The sequence below is a fragment of the Nonomuraea sp. NPDC023979 genome, from assembly GCF_040639085.1.
GTDB classification, from domain to species: domain Bacteria; phylum Actinomycetota; class Actinomycetes; order Streptosporangiales; family Streptosporangiaceae; genus Nonomuraea; species Nonomuraea ceibae.
Map to the genome: position 1 here is coordinate 19,769 of NZ_JBEZZG010000042.1, position 20,057 is coordinate 39,825.

At 73.6% G+C, this 20,057-nt stretch carries 17 protein-coding genes; 5 read left to right on the forward strand and 12 right to left on the reverse strand.

Annotation, left to right across the window (positions count from 1 at the left end):
• Nucleotides 1-142: 142 nt before the first annotated feature.
• From AB0G11_RS42905 to ileS, 3 genes are all read right to left on the reverse strand, one after another.
• On the reverse strand, nucleotides 143-757 hold the full coding sequence (locus tag AB0G11_RS42905; RefSeq protein ID WP_357592626.1) for a TetR/AcrR family transcriptional regulator: 615 nt from the start codon (nucleotides 755-757) through the stop codon (nucleotides 143-145).
• Complete coding sequence (locus tag AB0G11_RS42910) at nucleotides 754-1,596, reverse strand: alpha/beta hydrolase (protein ID WP_357592628.1); 843 nt, start codon at nucleotides 1,594-1,596, stop codon at nucleotides 754-756. Before AB0G11_RS42910 ends, AB0G11_RS42905 begins: the two co-directional genes overlap by 4 nt.
• Nucleotides 1,597-1,733: 137 nt before the next feature.
• Nucleotides 1,734-4,883, reverse strand: a complete 3,150-nt coding sequence (gene ileS, locus AB0G11_RS42915) for an isoleucine--tRNA ligase (RefSeq protein WP_357592630.1) — start codon at nucleotides 4,881-4,883, stop codon at nucleotides 1,734-1,736.
• A 420-nt stretch (nucleotides 4,884-5,303) separates the two neighbouring features.
• Here ileS and AB0G11_RS42920 point away from each other — a divergent pair, with 420 nt between their 5' ends.
• Genes AB0G11_RS42920 through AB0G11_RS42930 form a run of 3 tightly spaced genes read left to right on the forward strand, consistent with a single transcriptional unit; the run spans nucleotide 5,304 to nucleotide 7,175 of the window.
• Complete coding sequence (locus tag AB0G11_RS42920) at nucleotides 5,304-5,708, forward strand: TraR/DksA C4-type zinc finger protein (protein ID WP_246644367.1); 405 nt, start codon at nucleotides 5,304-5,306, stop codon at nucleotides 5,706-5,708.
• Nucleotides 5,672-6,262, forward strand: a complete 591-nt coding sequence (gene lspA, locus AB0G11_RS42925) for a signal peptidase II (protein ID WP_308125667.1) — start codon at nucleotides 5,672-5,674, stop codon at nucleotides 6,260-6,262. The genes AB0G11_RS42920 and lspA overlap by 37 nt, the downstream gene beginning before the upstream one ends.
• On the forward strand, nucleotides 6,246-7,175 hold the full coding sequence (locus tag AB0G11_RS42930) for an RluA family pseudouridine synthase (RefSeq protein ID WP_219502325.1): 930 nt from the start codon (nucleotides 6,246-6,248) through the stop codon (nucleotides 7,173-7,175). The genes lspA and AB0G11_RS42930 overlap by 17 nt, the downstream gene beginning before the upstream one ends.
• A gap of 4 nt (nucleotides 7,176-7,179) precedes the next feature.
• On the opposite strand, the gene AB0G11_RS42935 is transcribed toward AB0G11_RS42930, so the two are convergent.
• From AB0G11_RS42935 to AB0G11_RS42960, 6 genes are read right to left on the reverse strand one after another with little or no spacing between them, the layout of a single operon-like run.
• Nucleotides 7,180-8,595, reverse strand: a complete 1,416-nt coding sequence (locus AB0G11_RS42935) for a protein kinase (protein WP_357592632.1) — start codon at nucleotides 8,593-8,595, stop codon at nucleotides 7,180-7,182.
• A 9-nt stretch (nucleotides 8,596-8,604) separates the two neighbouring features.
• Entirely contained in the window at nucleotides 8,605-8,916 is a 312-nt protein-coding gene (locus AB0G11_RS42940; protein ID WP_219502330.1) for an AzlD domain-containing protein, read from the reverse strand.
• Nucleotides 8,913-9,575 carry an AzlC family ABC transporter permease gene (locus AB0G11_RS42945; RefSeq protein WP_219502332.1) on the reverse strand — a complete coding sequence of 221 codons (663 nt, stop codon included), beginning with the start codon at nucleotides 9,573-9,575 and terminating at the stop codon, nucleotides 8,913-8,915. Before AB0G11_RS42945 ends, AB0G11_RS42940 begins: the two co-directional genes overlap by 4 nt.
• A gap of 22 nt (nucleotides 9,576-9,597) precedes the next feature.
• Nucleotides 9,598-10,428 carry an AraC family transcriptional regulator gene (locus tag AB0G11_RS42950; protein WP_308125668.1) on the reverse strand — a complete coding sequence of 277 codons (831 nt, stop codon included), beginning with the start codon at nucleotides 10,426-10,428 and terminating at the stop codon, nucleotides 9,598-9,600.
• On the reverse strand, nucleotides 10,425-12,350 hold the full coding sequence (locus tag AB0G11_RS42955; protein WP_357592634.1) for a protein kinase: 1,926 nt from the start codon (nucleotides 12,348-12,350) through the stop codon (nucleotides 10,425-10,427). The genes AB0G11_RS42950 and AB0G11_RS42955 overlap by 4 nt, the downstream gene beginning before the upstream one ends.
• A gap of 10 nt (nucleotides 12,351-12,360) precedes the next feature.
• Entirely contained in the window at nucleotides 12,361-14,313 is a 1,953-nt protein-coding gene (locus tag AB0G11_RS42960) for a protein kinase (protein WP_357592636.1), read from the reverse strand.
• A gap of 286 nt (nucleotides 14,314-14,599) precedes the next feature.
• Here AB0G11_RS42960 and AB0G11_RS42965 point away from each other — a divergent pair, with 286 nt between their 5' ends.
• Entirely contained in the window at nucleotides 14,600-15,502 is a 903-nt protein-coding gene (locus tag AB0G11_RS42965) for a chorismate mutase (protein WP_219502336.1), read from the forward strand.
• A 16-nt stretch (nucleotides 15,503-15,518) separates the two neighbouring features.
• On the opposite strand, the gene AB0G11_RS42970 is transcribed toward AB0G11_RS42965, so the two are convergent.
• Together AB0G11_RS42970 and AB0G11_RS42975 are read right to left on the reverse strand one after the other, a co-directional pair.
• Entirely contained in the window at nucleotides 15,519-16,520 is a 1,002-nt protein-coding gene (locus tag AB0G11_RS42970; RefSeq protein ID WP_357592638.1) for an SGNH/GDSL hydrolase family protein, read from the reverse strand.
• Nucleotides 16,521-16,695: 175 nt separating this feature from the next.
• On the reverse strand, nucleotides 16,696-17,547 hold the full coding sequence (locus AB0G11_RS42975) for an SDR family NAD(P)-dependent oxidoreductase (RefSeq protein WP_357592640.1): 852 nt from the start codon (nucleotides 17,545-17,547) through the stop codon (nucleotides 16,696-16,698).
• A 191-nt stretch (nucleotides 17,548-17,738) separates the two neighbouring features.
• Between AB0G11_RS42975 and AB0G11_RS42980 the strand changes: the two genes are divergently transcribed.
• A complete protein-coding gene (locus tag AB0G11_RS42980; protein ID WP_357592642.1) occupies nucleotides 17,739-18,644 on the forward strand; it encodes an RNA polymerase sigma-70 factor in 906 nt (301 codons plus the stop codon).
• A gap of 7 nt (nucleotides 18,645-18,651) precedes the next feature.
• Here AB0G11_RS42980 and AB0G11_RS42985 read toward each other — a convergent pair whose 3' ends face one another.
• Nucleotides 18,652-20,022 carry an amino acid permease gene (locus AB0G11_RS42985; RefSeq protein ID WP_219502343.1) on the reverse strand — a complete coding sequence of 457 codons (1,371 nt, stop codon included), beginning with the start codon at nucleotides 20,020-20,022 and terminating at the stop codon, nucleotides 18,652-18,654.
• Between the last annotated feature and the right edge of the window lie 35 nt (nucleotides 20,023-20,057).

Consider the following 20,057-nt stretch of genomic DNA (forward strand, 5'->3'; position numbering starts at 1 on the left):
GGCCTCACACCCCGGCCTCACACCCCGGCCTCACACCCCGGCCTCACACCCCGGCCTCACACCCCGGCCTCACACCCCGGCCTCACACCCCGGCCTCACACCCCGGCCGTGGTGTGAGGCCGGGTGCGGGGGGTGGGCTCGCTCAGGGGTGGGCTCGGGTCAGGGTGACCAGGGCGTCGGCCAGGAGGGTGGCCTGGCGTTCGCAGGCGGCCGGGTCGCCTGTCTCGGCGTACTCGAAGACGAGCCCGTCCATCCGGTGGATGAGGAAGCGCGTCAGCTCCCCGGTCGGCACGGCGGGCCGGATGCCGTCGGCGTCGGCGGCGGCGTTCAGGGCGGACCGGATGAGGTCGCCGCCGAGCGGCCCGTTGACGGCCTCCCACACGTCCTGGGAGCCGGGCAGCACGCTGTCCTTGTTGCGGATGACCCACATGGTCAGCTCCATGAGGGCCAGGTGCAGGCCGGGGTGGTCGCGGATCCACCGCCAGTAGGTGGCGACGAGGGCGCGCAGGGTGGCCTCCAGCCCGGCGGCGGGGTCGAGGCCGTCGAAGGCGGCGCGCATGGTGGCGCCGGCGCGTTCCAGGACGAGCATGATGAGCTCGTCCTTGCCCCGGAAGCAGTAGTGGATGGTGGCGCGCGGCGTGCCGGCGCGTTCGGCGATGCGCCGGGTGGTGGCGTGCGCGAGCCCTTCCTCGGCGATCACCTCGATGGCCGCGTCGGCGATGAGCCGGCGCCGCTCCCCGGCCGGCAGGTACGTCATGCGACGAACGCGCGCAGCAGGGAGAAGAACCGCTCGCCCTCGGTGTCGGGGACGAAGTGGCCGGAGCCCCCGAACACCTCCAGCCGGGCCCCGGGCACGCCGGCGGCGATCTCCTGGGCGGTGTCCAGGGGCGTGATCGGGTCGCGGGAGCCCGCCACGACGAGCGTCGGGCAGCGGATTGCGGCGAGCCGGTCGCGCAGGTCGAAGCGGGCGGTGGACATGAAGCTCATGGTCAGCTCCGGGTTGGGGGTCATGCGGGCCATCGCCTGGATGTCGGCCTCCGAGGGGAAGGCCGGGTCGGGGCTGTAGGCGGGGGCGCAGAGCCGTCCGAAGGCGGCGAACGTCTCCGGCGTGCCCTCGGTGAGGAACGCCTTGGCGGCCAGCGCGGCCTCCTCGCCCGCTTCGGCGCGGAAGCCCTCGACGACGCGGTCCACGTCCCAGCGGGCGACGGTGCTCTGCAGGATCAGTTTGGCGGGGTGGCCGGGGTGGCGGGCGGCGTAGTTCATGGCGACGGCGCCCCCCCAGGACCAGCCGAGGACGATCGGGCTGACGATGCCGAGGGTGTCGCAGAGGGCGCGTACGTCGTCGGCCCACTGGTCGAGGTGCCAGGTCGCCGGGTCGGAGTCCTGGCTGCGGCCGTTGCCGCGCTGGTCGACGTAGACGAGCTGGGCCACGTCGGCGAGCTGCCGGTAGGCGGGCTTGAAGATGGTGTGGTCGTGGCCGGGGCCGCCGTGCAGCAGCACGAGCGTGGGCTTCTCCCGCATCGTGCAGCCGTCGGGCTCCAGAGCGGCGCCTTCGACGTCGACGTACAGGGTGGTGCCGTTGACCTGGACTCGCATGGGGACGAGCTCCTTCCGGAAGCAAATGGGCGCTTGGCCAAGTCTTGCGGGGGCCCGGTTCCCGGACAAGGAAGGCGCTCCCCCCGGGCGGTGGTAGGGCAGGCCCTACCGCCGCCCGGGAGGGAGCGCGGGACGTCTCAGGCGCGGCGGAGCTGGAAGGTGAGCCCCAGGTCGGGGTCGGTGTGCTCGGGCAGGCCGGGCTCGGCGCCCTCGGTGACCGAGGAGGCCAGCACCTCGTCGGCGACCGAGCCGCCGCCCGAGCGCAGCGCCTGCGCCAGGTCCGGGCCCGAGGCCGTCCACCACAGGTCGATGCGGTCGGTGATGGACAGGCCGCTCGACTTGCGCGCGTCCTGCACCAGGCGGATGACCTCGCGCAGCAGCCCGGCGCGGCGCAGCTCGTCGGTCAGCTCCAGGTCGAGCGCGACCGTCTCGCCGGTGCCGGTGTCGACGGCGCCGGTCTCCACCGCCCAGCCGGAGCGCGGCTGCTCGGTGACGATGACCTCGTCCGGTCCGAGCTCGACCTGGCCGAGCTCGCCCGCGTCCACGGTCACCGCGGCGCCGGAGCGCAGCCCTCGGGCCAGCGCGGTGGCGTCGGCGGCGGCCACGGCGGCGGCCACGAGCTTGGTCTGGGACCCGAACCGCTTGCCGAGCGCCCGGAAGTTCGGCTTGACCGTGTAGGACACGAGATCGGCGCTGAAGCCGGACATGTCCTCCAAAGCCTGGACGTTCAGCTCGTCGGCGACCAGGTCACGCAGCTCGCCCGGCAGCGACGGCCAGCCCTGCGCGCCGACGAGGGCGCGGCCGAGCGGCTGACGCGTCTTGACGCCGGAGGAGGCGCGGGCCGAGCGGCCCAGCTCCACCAGCCGCCGCACCAGCGCCATCCGCTCCGACAGCGCAGGGTCGAGCAGGTCCTCGCGCACGGCCGGCCAGGAGGCCAGGTGCACCGAGGAGGGCGCGTCCTCGCCGCGCAGCACGTCCCACAGGTAGTCGGTGACGAACGGCGTCATCGGCGCCATCAGCCGCGTGACCGTCTCCAGGCACTCGTACAGAGTGGCGAACGCCTCCCGCGACCCCTGCCAGAACCGGCGGCGCGAGCGGCGCACGTACCAGTTGGACAGGTCGTCGAGGAACTCGGCCAGCCTGCGCCCGGCCCGCTGGGTGTCGTACTCGTCCAGCGCCGCCGTGACCTCGGCCACCGTGCGGTGCAGCTCGGCCAGCGCCCACCGGTCGAGCAGCGGGCGCTCGGCGGCCGGCGGGGCGTCGGCGAGCATGGCGGGCGACCACGACTCGGCGTTGGCGTACAGGGTGAAGAACGAGGCGGTGTTCCAGTAGGTCAGCAGGACCTTGCGGACGATCTCCTCCAGCGCGTTGTGGCCGACCCGGCGGGCCGCCCACGGCGAGCCGGAGCAGGCCATGAACCAGCGCAGCGCGTCGGCGCCGTGCTGGTCCATCAGCGGCATCGGCTCCAGGATGTTGCCCAGGTGCTTGCTCATCTTGCGCCCGTCCTCGGCCAGGATGAGCCCCAGGCAGAGCACGTTCTCGTACGAGGACTGCCCGAACACCAGCGTGCCCACGGCCATCAGCGAGTAGAACCACCCGCGCGTCTGGTCGGTGGCCTCGCAGATGAACTGCGCCGGGTAGACGCCCTCGGGCTTGCCGGGGCGGCCCCACTGGGCGAACGGCATCGAGCCGGAGTCGTACCAGGCGTCGATGACGTCGGGCACCCGGCGGGCCTCGGCCGAGCACGTCGGGCAGGGGAAGGCCACGTCGTCGACGAACGGCCGGTGCGGGTCGAGGGCCGACAGGTCCTGCCCGGCCAGCTCGCCCAGCTCGGCCAGCGAGCCGACGCAGGTCACGTGGCTCTCGTCGGCGGAGCACACCCACAGCGGCAGCGGCGTGCCCCAGTAGCGCGAGCGCGACAGCGCCCAGTCGACGTTGTTGCGCAGCCACTCGCCGAAGCGGCCCCACTTGACCGTGTCGGGGTACCAGTTGGTGCGGGCGTTCTCGGCCAGCATCTGGTCCTTGACCGCGGTGGTGCGGATGTACCACGACGGGAGCGCGTAGTAGAGCAGCGGCGTGTGGCAGCGCCAGCAGTGCGGGTAGCTGTGGTCGAAGTGGCCGCCGCGGAACAGCAGCCCGCGCCCGCGCAGGTCGTCGGTCAGCCGCTCGTCGGCGTCCTTGAAGAACACGCCGCCGACCATCGGCACGTCGTCCAGGAAGCGCCCGTCGGGGCCGATCGGGTTGACGACCGGCATGTCGTAGCGCTTGATGACGGCCATGTCGTCGGCGCCGAAGGCGGGCGCCTGGTGGACCAGGCCGGTGCCGTCCTCGACGGTGACGTAGTCGCCGAGCACCACGTAGTGGGCGTCGGGGATGTCGACCAGCTCGAACGGCCGCTCGTACGTGGTGCGCTCCAGCTCGCGGCCGGTGAAGCGGGCCAGCTCCGTGGCGTCCTCGCCGAGCACGGCGGTCAGCAGCGGCTCGGCCACGACCAGCACCTCGCCGTCGGCGGTGCGGGCGGCGACGTACGTGACGTCGGGGTGCACGGCGACGGCGGTGTTGGACACCAGCGTCCACGGCGTGGTGGTCCAGATCAGCAGCGAGGCGCCCAGCTCGGCCAGCGGGCCGGAGGTCGCGGGCATGCGGACGTAGACCGACGGGCTGGTGACGGTCTCGTAGCCGCCGGGCTGGCCTAGCTCGTGGTCGGACAGGCCGGTGCCGCAGCGCGGGCAGTAGGGCGTGATGCGGAAGTCGCGGAACAGCAGGCCCTTGTCGAAGACGACCTTGAGCGACCACCACACGGCCTCGACGTAGGCCGGGTCCATGGTCCGGTAGGCCGTCGACAGGTCGATCCAGTAGCCCATCCGCTCGGTGAGCTGCTCGAACGCGTCGACGTGGCGCAGCACCGACTCGCGGCACTTGGCGTTGAACTCGGCGATGCCGTAGGCCTCGATGTCGCGCTTGCCGGACAGGCCGAGCTCTTTCTCGATGCCGACCTCGACGGGCAGGCCGTGGCAGTCCCAGCCGGCCTTGCGGGGGACGCTGAAGCCGCGCATCGACTTGTAGCGCGGGAACAGGTCCTTGAACACGCGCGCCTCGACGTGGTGCACGCCGGGCAGGCCGTTGGCGGTGGGCGGGCCCTCGTAGAAGACCCAGGACGGGTTGCCCTCGTTCTGCTGGATCGACCGCTCGAAGATCTTCCCGTCCCGCCAGCGGTCCAGGACCTCGCGCTCGAGCGCGGGCAGGTCGACCTGCGCGGGAAGAGAGCGGAATGATGGCGAAGACATTTCGGGTGGGACCTCCACGCGTCGACTGGACGGACCGGCGTGAAGGGACGAAGCCGCACGGGCTCCGCGGTACCACCCTTCTTGGCCCCTGAGGGGCCCTCTTCGTTTGGCTGCTGCCGGGTCTAGTGAGCTCGAGGCGAGCCGTTCTTCCGGCGGCTCCGGGGTGATATCCCTCACACGAGGGCCCCATCAACGCCTTGCAGCTTCACACCTTAACGCAGAGCGGAGGCCGGTCGCTTCCGCCTTTCCTCGTGCCGTGGAAGTGCCTGCAAGCGACAAAGTTGTGGGAATGGAGTCCACTGAGCAGGAGTGAGAACTGCGGGGCGGGATAGTACGGCAGAGGTAAACCGTCCGGCGGGTCGTTTGCCGTTCCGTTATCGGAGACCTAAGCTGCCCGCACCATTCACGGCCTTGATCAGCATGGAGGCAGCCATGGTGGCAGTCACGCAGACCACCGCAACACCGTCGATGTGGTCGAAACAGGAGCTGGCCGAGGTACGCGGCAGTCTGCAGACGGAGATCGACGAGCTCAACGCCGACATCCGCCGCCACGAGACGGAGATCGCCTCGGGTGACGTCACCCAGGGAGCGGGCGACGACCAGGCGGACGCCGGCGCCAAGACGTACGAGCGGGAACGCGAGATCGCCCTTACCCTGAATGCACGCGACCTGGTCGCGCAGAACGAACGTGCGATCGCCAGGATCGACGCAGGGACCTATGGAGTGTGCGAATCGTGCCACAAGCCGATCGGCAAGGAACGCCTTCAGGCGTTCCCGAGGGCGACGCTGTGCGTGGCCTGCAAGCAGAAGGAGGAACGCCGGTAGCAGGCGGGCGCCGGGGCCGCCTGATCGCGGTCCTGGCCTGCCTGGCGGCCGTCCTGTACGTGTCCGACCTCGTCACCAAGACGGTGGTGCTGCGGACGCTGGAGGGCGAGCCGCCGCTGGTCGTCATCCCGGGAGTCCTGCAGTTCCGGGTGATCTTCAACTCCGGGGCCGCCTTCAGCATCGGCACCGGGATGACGTTCGTCTTCACCTTCATCGCCGCCGGCGTGGTCGTCGCGATCATCCGCACGGCGCGCAAGCTCCGCAGCATGCCCTGGGCGATCACGCTCGGGCTGCTGCTGGGCGGCGCGCTCGGCAACCTCACCGACCGGCTGTTGCGCTACCCTTCCGGTTTCGGCAGGTCCACCCAGTTCCAGGGGCACGTGGTCGACTTCGTCGAGGTGCTGCCCGGCAACTTCCCGGTGATCGACTACTTCCCGGTGTTCAACGTCGCCGACTCGGCGATCGTGTGCGGCGGCATCGTGGCGGTCGTCCTGGCCTGGCGTGGCTACCAGATCGACGGAACGAGGGAGGGCAAGAGTGGCCGAGCAGCGTAGTCTGCCCGTGCCCGACGGGCTGGAGGGCGAGCGGCTCGACGCCGCGCTCTCCCGGCTGTTCGGATTCTCGCGCACCCGCGCGGCCGAGCTCATCGGCGCCGGGGAGGTCATGGTCGACGGCCGCGAGCCGGCCAAGTCCGACCGGGTCCACGCCGGAGCCTGGCTGGAGGTGACGCTGCCGCCTCCGGTGGCGACCCCGATGCCGGTGGCCGAGCCCGTCCCAGGCATGACGATCGTGTACGAGGACGACGACATCGTCGTGGTCAACAAGCCGATCGGCGTCGCCGCCCACCCGACCGTCGGCTGGACCGGCCCGACCGTGATCGGCGGCCTGCTCGGCGCCGGCCACACGATCGCCACCAGCGGCGCGGCCGAGCGGCAGGGCATCGTGCACCGCCTCGACGCCAACACCACCGGGGCGATGGCCGTGGCCAAGAGCGAGCACGCCTACTCCTTCCTCAAGCGCGCCTTCAAGGAGCGCACCGTCGACAAGCGCTACCACGCGCTGGTCCAGGGGCATCCCGACCCGTTCCGGGGCACCGTCGACGCGCCGATCGACCGCCACCCCTCGGGTGACGGCAGGTTCGCGGTGGTCGCGGGCGGCAAGCCGTCCATCACCCACTACGACACGATCGAGGCGTTCCGGGCGGCCTCGCTGCTCGACATCAAGCTGGAGACCGGCCGCACCCACCAGATCCGGGTGCACATGTCCGCGCTGCGCCACCCGTGCGTCGGCGACCTCATGTACGGCGCCGACCCGACGATCGCCGCCCGGCTGGGCGTCACCCGGCAGTGGCTGCACGCGGTGTCGCTCGGGTTCGAGCACCCTTCCAGCGGCGAGTGGATGTCGTTCACCACCGACTACCCGGACGACCTGCGCCACGCGCTCGACGTCGTGCGCGCCGAGTCCTAGCCGGTCAGGTCTTCTCCGCCTTTTTTGCGTTCTTCGCGTTCTTGGCGGACTTCGCGGACTTGCCGGGCTTCTCGGGATGGGCCTGCGCCTGGTCGCCGCCGTCCGGCTCCGGGTCCACCTGACCCGGCTTGGTCGGCGACGGGCCGTCCGGCTCGTCCGTGCCTTCGGGGTTCTCCGGCTCCTGGGGGTCGGCGGAGTCGCTGGGCTTGGGGGACTTCGTGGGCTTCGGGTCGGGCTTGCGGTCCGACGGGCGGTCCGACGGTCTCGCCTGCTCGCCGGTCTCCTCGTCGCGCGGTGTCGCGTACGTGGGGTCGGAGCCGGTGGGCGGCAGGCCGGAGCGCGGGGACGACGACGGCGCGTCGGCGGGGGACGAGGGTTCGGCGGGCCCGGCGGAGCTGGGCGTGCTCACCACGGCCGGCACGGCGGGCGGTCTGGCCGTCTCCGGCGGCCGGTTCGACCACCACGCCCACCCGCCCGTCACCAGCGCCACCAGCAGCGACCCGACGCCCAGCGCGAGCAGCGGCGGCCGGGTGCGGCCCGGCGGCGGCTCGGCCTGCGGCGCCGGGACCGGCACCGGGACGGGCCCCGTCGGCTCCGGCGGGCTGCCCGCGATGATCGCCGTCAGCCGCGCCTCCGCCTCCTCCAGCGACATCCGCTCCGCCGGGTCCTTGCGCAGCAGCCCGAGCAGCACCGGGGCCAGCACCCCCGCCCGCGCCAGCGGAGCCGGCTCCGCGTGCATGACCGCGCCCAGCGTGGCCAGCGCGTTCGAGCGGTGAAAGGGGGAGTGGCCCTCCACCGCGACGTACATCGTCACGCCCAGCGACCACAGGTCCGACTCCGGGCGCGCCTGCCCGCCCGCCGCCCGCTCCGGCGCCATGAACGCCGGCGTGCCGATCAGCATCCCGGTGCGGGTGACCGGGGCCTCGTCCTCGGTGGTCGCGATGCCGAAATCCGTCAGCACCGCCCGGCCGTCCTCGGTCAGCAGCACGTTGTCGGGCTTGACGTCACGGTGCAGCACCCCGGCCGTGTGCGCGGCCCGCAGCGCCTCCAGCAGTTGCAGCCCCAGGTGCGCGGCCTCGGCGGGGGACATCGGGCCGTCGTCGCGCACCAGCTCGCCCAGCGTGCGGGAGCGGACGAGCTGCATCACGATCCACGGGTGCCCGTGCTCCTCCAGCACGTCGTAGACGGCCGCCACGCACGGATGGGCCACCCGCCCGGCCGCTCGCGCCTCGCGGAACGTCCGGGTGGTGAACACCTCGCGTTCCGGCCCTGTCAGCTCGGGGGGCGGGAGGACCTCCTTCAGGGCCACGTCCCTGCCGAGCACCTCGTCGTGCGCCTGCCACACGGTGCCCATGCCGCCACGGCCGATCGTCCGCACCAGCCGGTAGCGGCCCCCAACAATCCCCGCAGAATCGGACATGCGGGGCGCCTACCCGAGAAAGAGCCTGACAACCCCGGTTGTGGCCGCCGCCGCGATCAGCACCACGAGGAACGGCGCCCGCAGCACCAGCGCCACCACCGCCGCCACCAGCCCCGCCGTCCTGGCCAGGTCGAAGGCCAGCGCCCCGTCCGCCGTGAACGTCTGCACGGCGATCAGCGCCGACAGCAGCGCCACCGGCACCAGCTCGGCGAAGCGCCGCACCGCCGGATGGTCCAGCACCTGACGCGGCGCCGCCAGCCCGGCCAGCTTGAGCGCGTAACAGCCCAGGCACACCGCCGCGATCGCCCACCACAGCGTCATCGCGCCATCACCACCAGCACCGCGAACGCCGACAGCAGCACCGGCACCCCAGGCGGCAGGAACGGCGTCGCCAGCAGCGCGATCCCCGCCCCGGCCGCCGCCAGCAGCCGCAGCTCGCCGCTGCCCGCCAGGCGCGGCCACAGGATCGCCAGGAACGTCGCGGGCCCCACCACGTCCAGCCCCAGCATGCCCGGATCGCCCAGCGCCGACGTGCCGAGCGCCCCGGCCAGCGTCGTGATGTTCCACGTCACGTACAGGGTGGCGAACGTCGTCACGAATCCCGTACGGGACGACTCCGGCGACGGCTGGGCCAGCGCCACGGCCGTCGTCTCGTCGATGACGCCGTGCGCGACCACCAGCCTGCGCGGCCCCCGTACCCCCAGCAGGTCGGCCAGGCGCAGCCCGTACAGCGTGTTGCGGCCGCCCAGCAGCAGCGCCCCCGACGCGGCGGCGACCAGGTCGCCGCCCGCCCCCACCGCGCCCGTGAGCGCGAACTGCGAGGCCCCGGTGAAGGCCAGCAGGCTGAGCACGCACGCCTGCGGCACGCTCAGGCCCGCGGTGATCGCCGCCGCGCCGAAGGCGACGCCCGACAGGCCCACGGCCAGGCCCACCCCCAGGCCGTCCCGGATCGCGGCCGAGCGATATGTCGTTCTTTCCATGTCATACGAGGGTATGGGCAGGTCAGCCGTGTTTCTTGTACGTTCCTGCGGCCCGCTGGTACGCCGCGGGCGGCACGCCCACGATCCGCTTGAAGTGCCGGGTGAGGTGCGCCTGGTCGGTGAAGCCCACGTCGGCGGCCACCCGCGCCGCCGGGATGCCCGACCGCAGCAGCCGGCGCGCCTGCCGCACCCGCAGCGACGTCAGATAGGCGTGCGGCGGCAGCCCCGTCGCCGCCTTGAACGCCCGCAGCAGCGGGAACGGCCTGGCCCCCACCGCTAGCGCCAGGTCCTCCAGCGCCGGCGGGTCCACCAGCCGCTCGCGCAGCACGCCCATCGCCTCCCGCACCGCCCGCAGCCCCTCCGGCGCCAGCGCCACCGCCGGCCGCCCCGCCGCGTGCCGGGTCAGCAGCCCCGCGAACAGCGTCCGCGTCAGCGTCGAGGCCGCCAGCCGGTCGCCCACCTCCGCGGCCCGGTGCGCCGCCGCCAGCGCCGCCGCCATCTCCCGGTCGCCGACCACCTGCTGCGGGAAGTACGGCGTCCCGTACGTCACGCCCAGCTCCGCCGCTACCTCCGCGACCGCCTCCACCGTCGGGTAGAGCATCCGGTACGACCAGCCGTCCTCCACGCCCGCCTGGCCGGTGTGCATCGAGTCGGGATTGACCAGCACGATCTCACCGGCCCCCGCCCGGTGCAGCGTGCCCCGGTAGTCGAACTCCTCCACCCCGGACGTGATCACGCCGATCGCGTAACCGTCGTGCACGTGCCGCGAGAAGCGGTGGGTGACGTACCGGGCCTTGAGCAGGTCGACCTCCGGCACCGCCGGATGCCGCCAGAACCGCGCCTGCTCCTTCACTTCGGCACCGGGCGGAACGTGCGCAGGAACGCCTCGACGTAGTGCCGGTCGCGCTCCCACCGGGTGTGGGCCGTCTCCCAGTAGAGGGCGAACGGGCGGCCGTCGGCCGTGTGGAAACCCCGGTTCACCACGTGCAGCAGGGCGCCGTCACGCGGCCTGACGAACTCCCAGTCGGCCGCCGGGACCCCCAGGTACGTCAGCGGCGTGATGCCGATCCGCCGGTAGCCGGGGAACTCGCCCTTGTCCCTGATCTCCCGCTCCAGCGCCCGCCAGTGCGCCTCCGGGGTGCTGTGACGCACCTCGGGCACGGTCCACTCGACGACCATCTTCCCGGCGGTGCCGGGGCCGGACAGGGTGACGCTGTCGCGCGTGGGACTCTTGGCGGCCCGCCAGCCGCGCGGCAGGGCGATGGAGAACCCGCCGGCGGCGTTGCGGTACGTCCGCCACCCGGCGGGCGGGCGCGCGGACCCGGTGGCCGTGGGCTCCCCGGAGGCCGAGGCGGTCGGCTCGGCCGAGCTGCCGGTCGGACTGCTGGTCGGGGCGCCCGTGGGGTCGCCTGCCGGGCTGCCTGTCGGGGTGCCCGTCGGGGTGTCCGCCGAGATGCCGGTCGAGGCGCCGGTCGGCGTGGCCCGGGCGGCGACGTCCGAGCTCGGCGACCTCAGCTCCAGCGCCACCAGCACGCCGCCCGCGCCCAGGGCCGCCGCTGCCACCACGGCCACGCCGATCCCCGCCCACCGCCGTCCCCGGGGCACGGGGACGGTGTCCCCACCCGGCACACCCCCGGTCGGCATCCCGCCGAGCTGACCGGCCGTCTCCTCGCGCCACGCCTCCCCGTGAGCGGGCGTCCCACCATGACCGGCCGCGCCGCCCTGGGTGGGTGCGCGGTGCTGGGAGGGTGCGTCGCCCTGAAGGGGCGCGCCACTCCAGGAGGACCCGCCGCCCTGGGAGGACCCGCCGCCGTGGGCGAGCACGCCGCCGTGGCTGGGCGTGCCGTCATAGGCGAGCACGCCCCCATGATCGGGCGCGCCCCCATGCGGGGGCGGGCCTGCCGGGGAGGGCGTGACCCCCGGGTACGCCCCTCCGGCCGGTTGCCCGGGGACGGGGCCCGGGTAGGCAGGCTGGGCGGCGATCGACTCCAGGAGCCGGGCCGCCTCGGCGGCGGGCATGCGCGTGGCCGGGTCGCGGGCCAGCAGCCCGGTGATGACCGGCGCGAGGGGCCCGGCGTGGGCCGGCGGCACCAGCGGGTCGCGCAGGATCGCCGCCACGGTGGCCGCCCACGTGTCGCGCCGGTACGGCGGCGCGCCCTCCACCGCCGCGTACAGCGTCGCCCCCAGCGACCACAGGTCCGACTCGGGCCGCGCGGCCTCGCCGTTGAGGCGCTCCGGCGGCATGTACGCGGGCGTGCCCACCAGCCCGCCGGTCGCGGTCAGCCCGGCGTCGGTCTCCACGGCGGCGATGCCGAAGTCGGTCAGCACCACCCGGCCGCCGTCGGCCAGCAGCACGTTCTCGGGCTTGACGTCGCGGTGCAGCACCCCGGTGGCGTGCGCGGCGCGCAGCGCGTCGAGGACGCGGGCGCCGATCGCCGCCACCCGCGCCGCCGGCAGCGGCCCGCCGTCGCGGATCGTCTCGGCGAGCGAGCGGGAGCGGACGAGCTGCATGACGATCCACGGCCGCCCGTCCTCCTCGACGACGTCGTGGACGACGACCACCGAGGGGTGGTCGAGCCGCCCCGCCGCCCGCGCCTCCCGGATGGTGCGCCGGTTGAGCGCGGCCCGCTGGGCGTCGCCGACGCCCGTGTAGCGGACCTCCTTGATCGCGACCGTGCGGTCGAGGAGCTGGTCGTGGGCGCGCCAGACCACGCCCATCCCGCCCTCGCCGATGGGCTCGATGAGGCGGTAGCGGTTGCCAACCTGCCTGTCCATCGCCCGCAGCCTACTGGTCGGGTTTGAACGTCGCGCAGAACGTCTCGAAGAAGTGGTAGTCCTTCTTCCAGCGGCTGTTGAGGTTGTGCCAGTAGATCGCGTAGCCGCGGCCGTTCTCGGTGACGAAGCCGCGGTTGCGGACCCGGGTCAGGCCCGTGTTGGTGCGCCAGGTGAAGTCCCAGTCGGCGGCGGCCTTCTGGTAGTCGACCTTCTTGATGCCGATGAGCTTGTAGCCGCCGAACCCGTAGCGGGCCGTCTTCTCCTGCTTCTTCCAGTCCTTGTACGGGTCGGAGCCCGGGTTGGAGGCCCGGTCGACCGACACGAAGGCGTTGGACGCGGCGCCGGGGCCGCGGAAGAAGACCTGGTTGCCCTCGCGCTTGAACTCCTCCCAGCCCTTGGGCAGCGCCATGGTGAAGTCGAGCTTCTTGTCCTTGTAGAGCTTCCAGCCGTCGGGCAGGGCGGAGGCGGGGTCCTCCTCCTTCTCCGCGGTCTCGGACGGGGTGGGGGCGGTGCTCGACGGCTCGGACGACGGCCGCGCCGGCGATCCGGTGCCGCCGGGCGTGGCGGCGGTGCTCGCGGCGGCCGTCTGCTGCTCCTCCGGCGTGTCGCCGGCGGTGGAACGCAGGCCGAGATAGCCGCCTACGGCCGCGATCAGCACGACGGCGACGACGGCGACGACCACGGGCACGGCCTGCCGTTTGCCGTCGCCGCTCAGCCGCGTCGGGTCGCCGGTCACCGGGTCGGCGGTCGCGGGCCCGAACCGGTCGGCGGCCTCGGCGAACAGCGACTCGCTCTCCGGGCGGCGCTCCTCGACCTCGCGCGGGGAGCGGCCGGCGCCGCCCGCCTGGGGGAAGCCGCCGTCGCGGTCCTCGTGGCGGGCGCGGGTCTCGGCCGCGCGGGAGCCGCCCTGGGGACGGTTCGCGCCGGGCTCGGGGAAGCGCGCCCCGGTCTCGGCGAAGGGCGCGGGACGGGACGGCCGCGCGGGCGGGACGGGCTGCACGGGCCGGACAGGCTGCGCGGGCTGGACGGGCGCCAGGTTCGGGTCCGTCGGCATGTCGTCCTCGATCGCGGGCTGGACCCGCGTCGCCGGCTGCACCCGCGTGGGCGGGTCGGCGCGGGGGACCGCCCGGGGCTCGCCGCCGCCGGACTGGCTGATCCGCCGCAGCATCCGCGCGGTCTCCTCGTACGTGAGCCGCTGCACCGGCTCCTTGGCCAGCAGGCCCGCGATCACCGGCGCCAGCGGCCCCGCGTGCGGGGCGGGGTCGGGCTCGTCGGTGAGCACCGCGTGCATGGTGGCCAGGGCCATCCCGCGCTCGTGCGGGGAGCGTCCCTCCACGGCGGTGTAGAGCGTCGCGCCGAGCGCCCACAGGTCGGACTCGCGCCGCGCGGGCAGGCCCTTGAGCCGCTCCGGCGCGATGAACGCCGGGGTGCCCGCCAGGCCCGTCACGGTCAGCTGCGTCTCGGTCTCCAGCGTGGCGATGCCGAAGTCGGTCAGCACCACCCGGCCGTCGTCGGCCAGCAGCACGTTCTCGGGCTTGACGTCGCGGTGGAGCACGCCGGACTCGTGCGCGCGGTGCAGGGCGTCGAGCACCGCCAGGCCGATCTCCGCCACGCGGGCGGGGGGCAGCGGCCCGTCCTGCTTGATCACCGTGCCGAGCGAGCGCGACTGGACGAGCTGCATGACGATCCAGGGCCGGCCGTCCTCCTCGATCACGTCGTGGACGACGATCACGTTCGGATGCTCGAACCTGGCGGCGGCCCGTGCCTCGCGCATCGTCCGCCGGTTCAGCAGTTGCACCTCGTCACCCAGGGCGGCGGCGTACCTGACTTCCTTGACAGCGACGGTGCGGTCAAGGAGCTCGTCATGGGCGCGCCACACGATGCCCATGCCGCCCTTGCCGATGGGCTCCTGCAGGTGGTACCGGCCGGCGATGCGGCGTCCGTCCTGCTTGCGATCCGACATCAACGGCCTCAAACCCTCCCTCTCGGCCAAGAAATACTCCCATAGGCACGGATCAACGGCGACTCGCCGGAAGGCCAGTCCACCATTCGGGAACGATGTCCCGGCAGGTGGATGACGGGTGTAAGGTTCAGACATGACTTGTCGCTACGCGTTTACCGAGCCGGCTCCGGGAGGGCCGGTCGTCAGCTAGCGACCACCTGGAGTCGGCACAAGGCAGAGACGCCGCGTCTCTGCCTTTTTGGTTTTTCCGCCGGTTCCAGGAGAGCCGGCCGATTGGGGAGCCGAGATGTCATCGACCTTGGAACGGCACGTGGTCACGCTGGGCGGGCTGCGGGTGGGCGAGGGCCCCGCCGTGGTGATCAGCGACCGGGTGAGCCTGCGTGAGCGCGGCGGGCGCGGCGCGGACGCCGCCGAACGGCTGCGCGACGGGGTGACGCTGGCCGAGCCCGCCGGCGCCGCCGACCTGCCCGCGATCGCGGCGCGGGCCGGAGGCGTGGTGATCGGGTCGGCGTGGACGCGCGACATCCCGCTGATCCGGGCGGTGGCCGCGCTGGGGCTGCCGGTCGTGGTGGAGCGCCGCCCGTCGGCGACGCTGGAGGAGTGGCTGGGGGTGGCCGCTTACGTGGCCGCCGAGGGCAATGACCAGGTCATCCTGTGCGAGAGCGCCGACCTGGGGCTGATGCGTGCCGCCCGGGAGGCGTCCGGCCTGCCGGTGTTCGCCGACTTGTCCGGAAATATCAGCACGAGCCCCGACCCTGCTCCGGGCGGCGGCGCGCAGGGCGTGCGGCTCGGCGCGGAGCTGAGCGCGGCGGCCGTGGCGGCGGGGGCCGACGGGCTCGTCGTCGACGGTTCCGCCGAGGAGCGCGCCCTGGCCGAGGAGGCCGTGACGCTCGTCGGCGCGCTGCTGCGCCCCGAGGCGCCCGGCACGCTCGCCGACTGCCGCCAGGCCATCGACCGGGTCGACGCCGCGCTGGCCACCCTCCTGGAGCGCCGCGCCGAGCTGGCGGGAATTGTGCAGCGCCTCAAGCCGGTCGGCGGTTTCGCCGGCCGCGACCCGGCCCGCGAGCGCGCCCTGGTGACCCGGATGGCGCAGCGCGCCCCGGAGCTCGGCGAGGCCCGCCTGGCCCCCGTCATGAACGCCGTCATCGAGGCCGGACTCCACCTCGCCGAAGAGCGCGCCCGCCGGTGACCCGTCCCGGGCGGGGTCAGGGGGTGGCGAGGCGGAAGTTGTTCATCGGGCGGCCGGGCCCGGCGGCGATGCGCTCGTTGACCAGCTCGGCGAAGCGGCGGTAGCCGTCGGCGGTGGGATGGAAGCTGCGCGCGTTGACGGTCAGCTCGCCGAGGTCCACGACCAGCCCGTTCAGGTACGGGCGCGGCTGCCCCACCTCGTGCCCGTCGAAGGCGTCGTAGGCGTCCACGTACTCGACGCTCCCCGGCGCGCCGAACGCGGTGATCAGCTGCTCGAACTCCCGCGCCACCGCCCCCACGGCGTCGTTGAGCAGGCGGGTGACGCCGTTGAGCCAGCGCTGGTCGGCGGCGGAGAGGTTGGTGACGGTCTTCGACGGCGCGGCGGGGAACGGCCTCGGGTAGCCGAGCACGATCACCCGCGCCTCGGGCGCCCGCGCCCGGATCCCGGCCAGCACCTGGCGCAGCCGGGGCCGCAGCTCGTCGATGCGCTGCCGCACCCGGGCGTCCTGGTCGACGCAGGCCGACGACCACGGCAGCTTGGCGATGCACTCGGTGAGCACGGGGGCGAACCCCGCGTCGTTGCCGCCGATGCTCAGCGTCACCAGGCTCGTCCCGGCGCTGACGCGGCTGACCTGGGGCGCGTGGCCGTGCTGGCCGCGCAGGAGCTGGCCGGTGGTGGCGCCGCTGCACGCCCAGAAGCCCGCCTCGCCGCCGAACGCGTGCGCGCCCGCGACCTGCGGCGCGTAGGAGCCCTCGGAGCGGTGGCAGCGCGCCGCGCCGTCACCGGCGGGCGCCCCCGCGCCGTCGTAGACGCCCTCGCCGGAGGAGTAGGAGTCGCCGAGCGCCACGTAGCCGCCGCTCAGCGCCACCTCCACGGGCGTCAGCCGGGTCAGCTCCGGCAGCCGCCCGCGCGGCTCGGCCGGGGCGCAGCCGACGTCGAGGACGGCGCAGCCGAGCATGGTGTGCAGCCCGAGCGGCACCACCGACAGCGCCAGCGCCGCCCCCGCCACCACGGCCACACCGATCCGGGCGACCAGGGCGAGCCTGACCTTCCCCGCCGGCCCGGCGATCCAGGCTGACCCGCGTATCGCTGTCTTCAGCCCCGCCCACCGCTCCGTGCGCGTCCTCGCCCCGTCCAGCGCTGCCTCCCCCCGGTGACGGCCATTCCGCCACCGAGCCTAGAACACCGGATGATCAGGCGCGGGCGCTCGCCCCGGCTCCCTGCGCCCGCGCCGAGAGGTCCTGCCAGTCGGCCCAGGTCTTGAGCCGGTCGGCGTAGGCGCGCTCGATCATCGGCTGGAAGCCCAGCCCGAACAGCACCCGCAGCGGCGGGTTGTCCAGGTCGACCAGCGTGAGCAGCGCCTGGGCCGCGGCGGCCGGGTCACCGGCGGGCTGGCTCCCGGCGGCGGCGCCGAGCCGCTGCCGCAGCTCGTCGTAGGCCGGGTCCATCCTGGCCATGTGACCGTTGGCCAGCGGGTCCGGGTTCTTGCCGTCGCGGGTGGCGAAGCCGCCGGGCTCGATGACGGTCACCTTGACGCCGAACCCGGCGACCTCGCCGGCCAGGGCCTCGTTGAGCCCTTCGAGCGCCCACTTGGAGGCGTGGTAGGCGCCGCCGAGCGGCATGGCGATGAGCCCGGCCGCCGACGAGAGCTGGACGATGTGCCCGGAACGCTGCTCGCGCAGATACGGCAGCGCGGCCTGGACCACCCACACGGCGCCGAACAGGTTCGTCTCCATCTGGTCGCGCAGCTCCCGCTCGGTCAGCTCCTCGACCGCGCCGACCTGGGCGTACCCGGCGTTGTTCACGATGACGTCCAGGCGGCCGAACCGCTCCTGGGCGCGCCTGACGCTCTCGAAGGCGGCGGCCCTGTCGGTCACGTCCAGGGCGAGGGGGAGCACCGCGTCACCGTGGGCGTCCACCAGCGCCTCCAGGCTCCTGGGGTCACGGGCGGCCGCGGCCACCCGGTCGCCGCGCGACAGCGCCGCCTCGGCGAACTCACGGCCCAGGCCGCGGGACGTGCCGGTGATGAACCAGACCTTGCTCATGGCGTTCTCCCGTTCATGCTCAGTCGTCAGGGGTGTGTGCCGTGCGGCACGCTGACGCCCATGAGTCGCCGGCCCCCTGGCGGCTGTGACAGCCGCGATGGTGTGACGTGTGTCACCGGTTACGGCTGTCACGCCGGGGCCCCGGCCGGCGCCTTGTGCATGAGACACAGCGGGACGGACAGGAGCCGGAGATGGACGAGCACAGCGACCCGACGACGGACCAGGCGACCGCTGCGTTCCTCACCCATCGCAACCTGCTGTTCACGGTCGCGTACGAGATGCTCGGCTCGGCGGCCGACGCCGAGGACGTCCTTCAGGAGGCCTGGCTGCGCTGGACGAGGATCGACCTGGAGCAGGTGCGCGACGAGCGCGCCTACCTGGTGCGGATCACGACCAGGCGGGCGCTCGACCGGCTGCGCACGCTGAAGCGGCGCAAGGAGGCGTACGTCGGCCCGTGGCTGCCCGAGCCGCTGCTCACCACGCCCGACGTGGCCGAGGACGTGGAGCTCGCCGAGAGCCTGTCGATGGCGCTCATGCTCGTCCTGGAGACCCTGTCGCCGACCGAGCGGGCCGTGTTCGTGCTGCGCGAGGTGTTCGACGTCGCGTACGACGAGATCGCGGAGGCCGTCGGCAAGACCCCCGCCACCGTCCGACAGATCGCGCACCGGGCCCGCAGGCACGTCGAGGCCCGCCGCCCCCGCGAGACGGTCTCGCCGGACGAGACCCGCGCGGTGATGGAGTCGTTCCTGCGCGCCCTGGAGACCGGCGACACGCAGGGCCTGCTCGACGTGCTCGCCCCCGACGTCGTCCTGCTGAGCGACGGCGGCGGCGTCCGCCAGGCCGCGCCGAGGCCGATCAGCGGAGCCGGCAAGGTGGCCCGTTACATCGTCGGCGGCATCGGCAAGGCACAGGTCACGCTCACCGGCGAGCCCACGGTGATCAACGGCGCCCCCGGCCTGGTCGTGCGCGTGGACGGCGAGACGGACGGCGTCATCGCCCTCCAGGTCGAGGGGGCCCGCATCACCGGCCTGTACTACGTCCGCAACCCGCACAAGCTGACCCGCATCGAGTCGGAGGTCCGGCTCACCCTCCGCTGAACCCCGCTCAGTCGGCCACGGCCGGATCGGCGGGCGCGGCGGCGCGCCCCCGCCGCCTGAGCGCCGCCCAGCCCGCCGCGATCGCCGCCGCCACCACCGGCAGCAGGAAGAACGCCACCCGCTGGTCCTCGTCGGCGAACGGCATCAGCACGACGACCAGCGCCAGGAACGCCAGCGTCAGCCAGTTGGTGTACGGGCTGCCGGGCATCGGGAACGCCGAGCGGTGCCCGGTGGCGCGCAGCCGGAGCTGGCAGTAGACCAGCGTGCCCCAGGTGGTGATCACGCCGAGGGAGGCGGCGGCGGTGGCGATGTTGAACGCCCGCGCGGGCAGGAAGTAGAACAGCGCCACGCCTCCCAGGAACATCGCGGCGGTGAACACCACGCCGCCGACCGGCACGTGCCGCGAGCTGAGCGCCGCGGCGAACCCGGGCGCCTCCCGCTTGCGGGCCATCGAGCGCAGGATGCGGCCCGTCGCGTACAGGCCGGAGTTGCACGACGACAGCGCCGCGGTGATCACCACGAGGTTCATCGCGTCGGCCGCCCACGGCACCCCCAGCCCGGCGAAGACGGTCACGAACGGCGAGGTGCCCGCCTCGTACGCGGTCCACGGCAGCACCATCGCCAGCAGCAGCACCGAGCCCACGTAGAAGATCGCGATGCGCCACACGACGCCGTTGACGGCCTTCGGGATGACCTCGCGCGGCCTGGCGGTCTCGCCCGCGGCGATCCCGACGAGCTCGATGGAGGCGTACGCGAACACCACCGACTGCAGGCTCATCAGCACCATCGGGAACCCGGCCGGCAGGAAACCGCCGTGCGCCACCAGGTTGCCAGGCCCGGCCTGCCCGACGGCGAACACCACCAGCACCAGCCCGACCACCAGGAACGTGACGATGGCCAGCACCTTCAGCAGCGCGAACCAGAACTCCAGCTCGCCGAAGAGCCGGACCGACAGCAGGTTGACGACGAGCACGAACGCCAGCGCCAGCAGCGCGGTCGCCCACTGGGGGAACGCCGGCGCCCAGTAGTGCACGTACGCGGCGATCGCGGTCAGCTCGGCGATGCCGGTGAACGCCCAGTTCAGCCAGTACATCCAGCCGCTGGCGAAGGCGGCCCACGGCCCGACGAACTCGCCCGCGTACTCGACGAACGACCCGGAGGCGGGCCGGTAGAGCACGAGCTCGCCCAGCGCCCGCATGACGAAGAACGCGGCGACGCCGGCGGCGGCGTACGACAGCACGAGCGCGGGGCCCGAGGCGGCCAGCCGGCCGCCCGCGCCGAGGAACAGCCCCACGCCGATCGCCCCGCCGATCGCGATCATCTGCACCTGGCGGTTGCCCAGCGCGGGCCTGTATCCCTCGTCCGTCTCGGCAGGCACTGGGTGTCTCCTTCGTCACGGTCCGTGACGGCGAC

What these genes read in the sequence shown, in the direction of transcription:
- AB0G11_RS42905 (WP_357592626.1), bottom strand. Translation starts at nt 757, where the DNA reads ATGACGTACCTGCCGGCCGGGGAGCGGCGCCGGCTCATCGCCGACGCG.
- AB0G11_RS42910 (WP_357592628.1), bottom strand. Translation starts at nt 1,596, where the DNA reads ATGCGAGTCCAGGTCAACGGCACCACCCTGTACGTCGACGTCGAAGGC.
- ileS (WP_357592630.1), bottom strand. Translation starts at nt 4,883, where the DNA reads ATGTCTTCGCCATCATTCCGCTCTCTTCCCGCGCAGGTCGACCTGCCC.
- AB0G11_RS42920 (WP_246644367.1), top strand. Translation starts at nt 5,304, where the DNA reads ATGGAGGCAGCCATGGTGGCAGTCACGCAGACCACCGCAACACCGTCG.
- AB0G11_RS42935 (WP_357592632.1), bottom strand. Translation starts at nt 8,595, where the DNA reads ATGTCCGATTCTGCGGGGATTGTTGGGGGCCGCTACCGGCTGGTGCGG.
- AB0G11_RS42940 (WP_219502330.1), bottom strand. Translation starts at nt 8,916, where the DNA reads ATGACGCTGTGGTGGGCGATCGCGGCGGTGTGCCTGGGCTGTTACGCG.
- AB0G11_RS42945 (WP_219502332.1), bottom strand. Translation starts at nt 9,575, where the DNA reads ATGGAAAGAACGACATATCGCTCGGCCGCGATCCGGGACGGCCTGGGG.
- AB0G11_RS42955 (WP_357592634.1), bottom strand. Translation starts at nt 12,350, where the DNA reads ATGGACAGGCAGGTTGGCAACCGCTACCGCCTCATCGAGCCCATCGGC.
- AB0G11_RS42960 (WP_357592636.1), bottom strand. Translation starts at nt 14,313, where the DNA reads ATGTCGGATCGCAAGCAGGACGGACGCCGCATCGCCGGCCGGTACCAC.
- AB0G11_RS42965 (WP_219502336.1), top strand. Translation starts at nt 14,600, where the DNA reads ATGTCATCGACCTTGGAACGGCACGTGGTCACGCTGGGCGGGCTGCGG.
- AB0G11_RS42975 (WP_357592640.1), bottom strand. Translation starts at nt 17,547, where the DNA reads ATGAGCAAGGTCTGGTTCATCACCGGCACGTCCCGCGGCCTGGGCCGT.
- AB0G11_RS42980 (WP_357592642.1), top strand. Translation starts at nt 17,739, where the DNA reads ATGGACGAGCACAGCGACCCGACGACGGACCAGGCGACCGCTGCGTTC.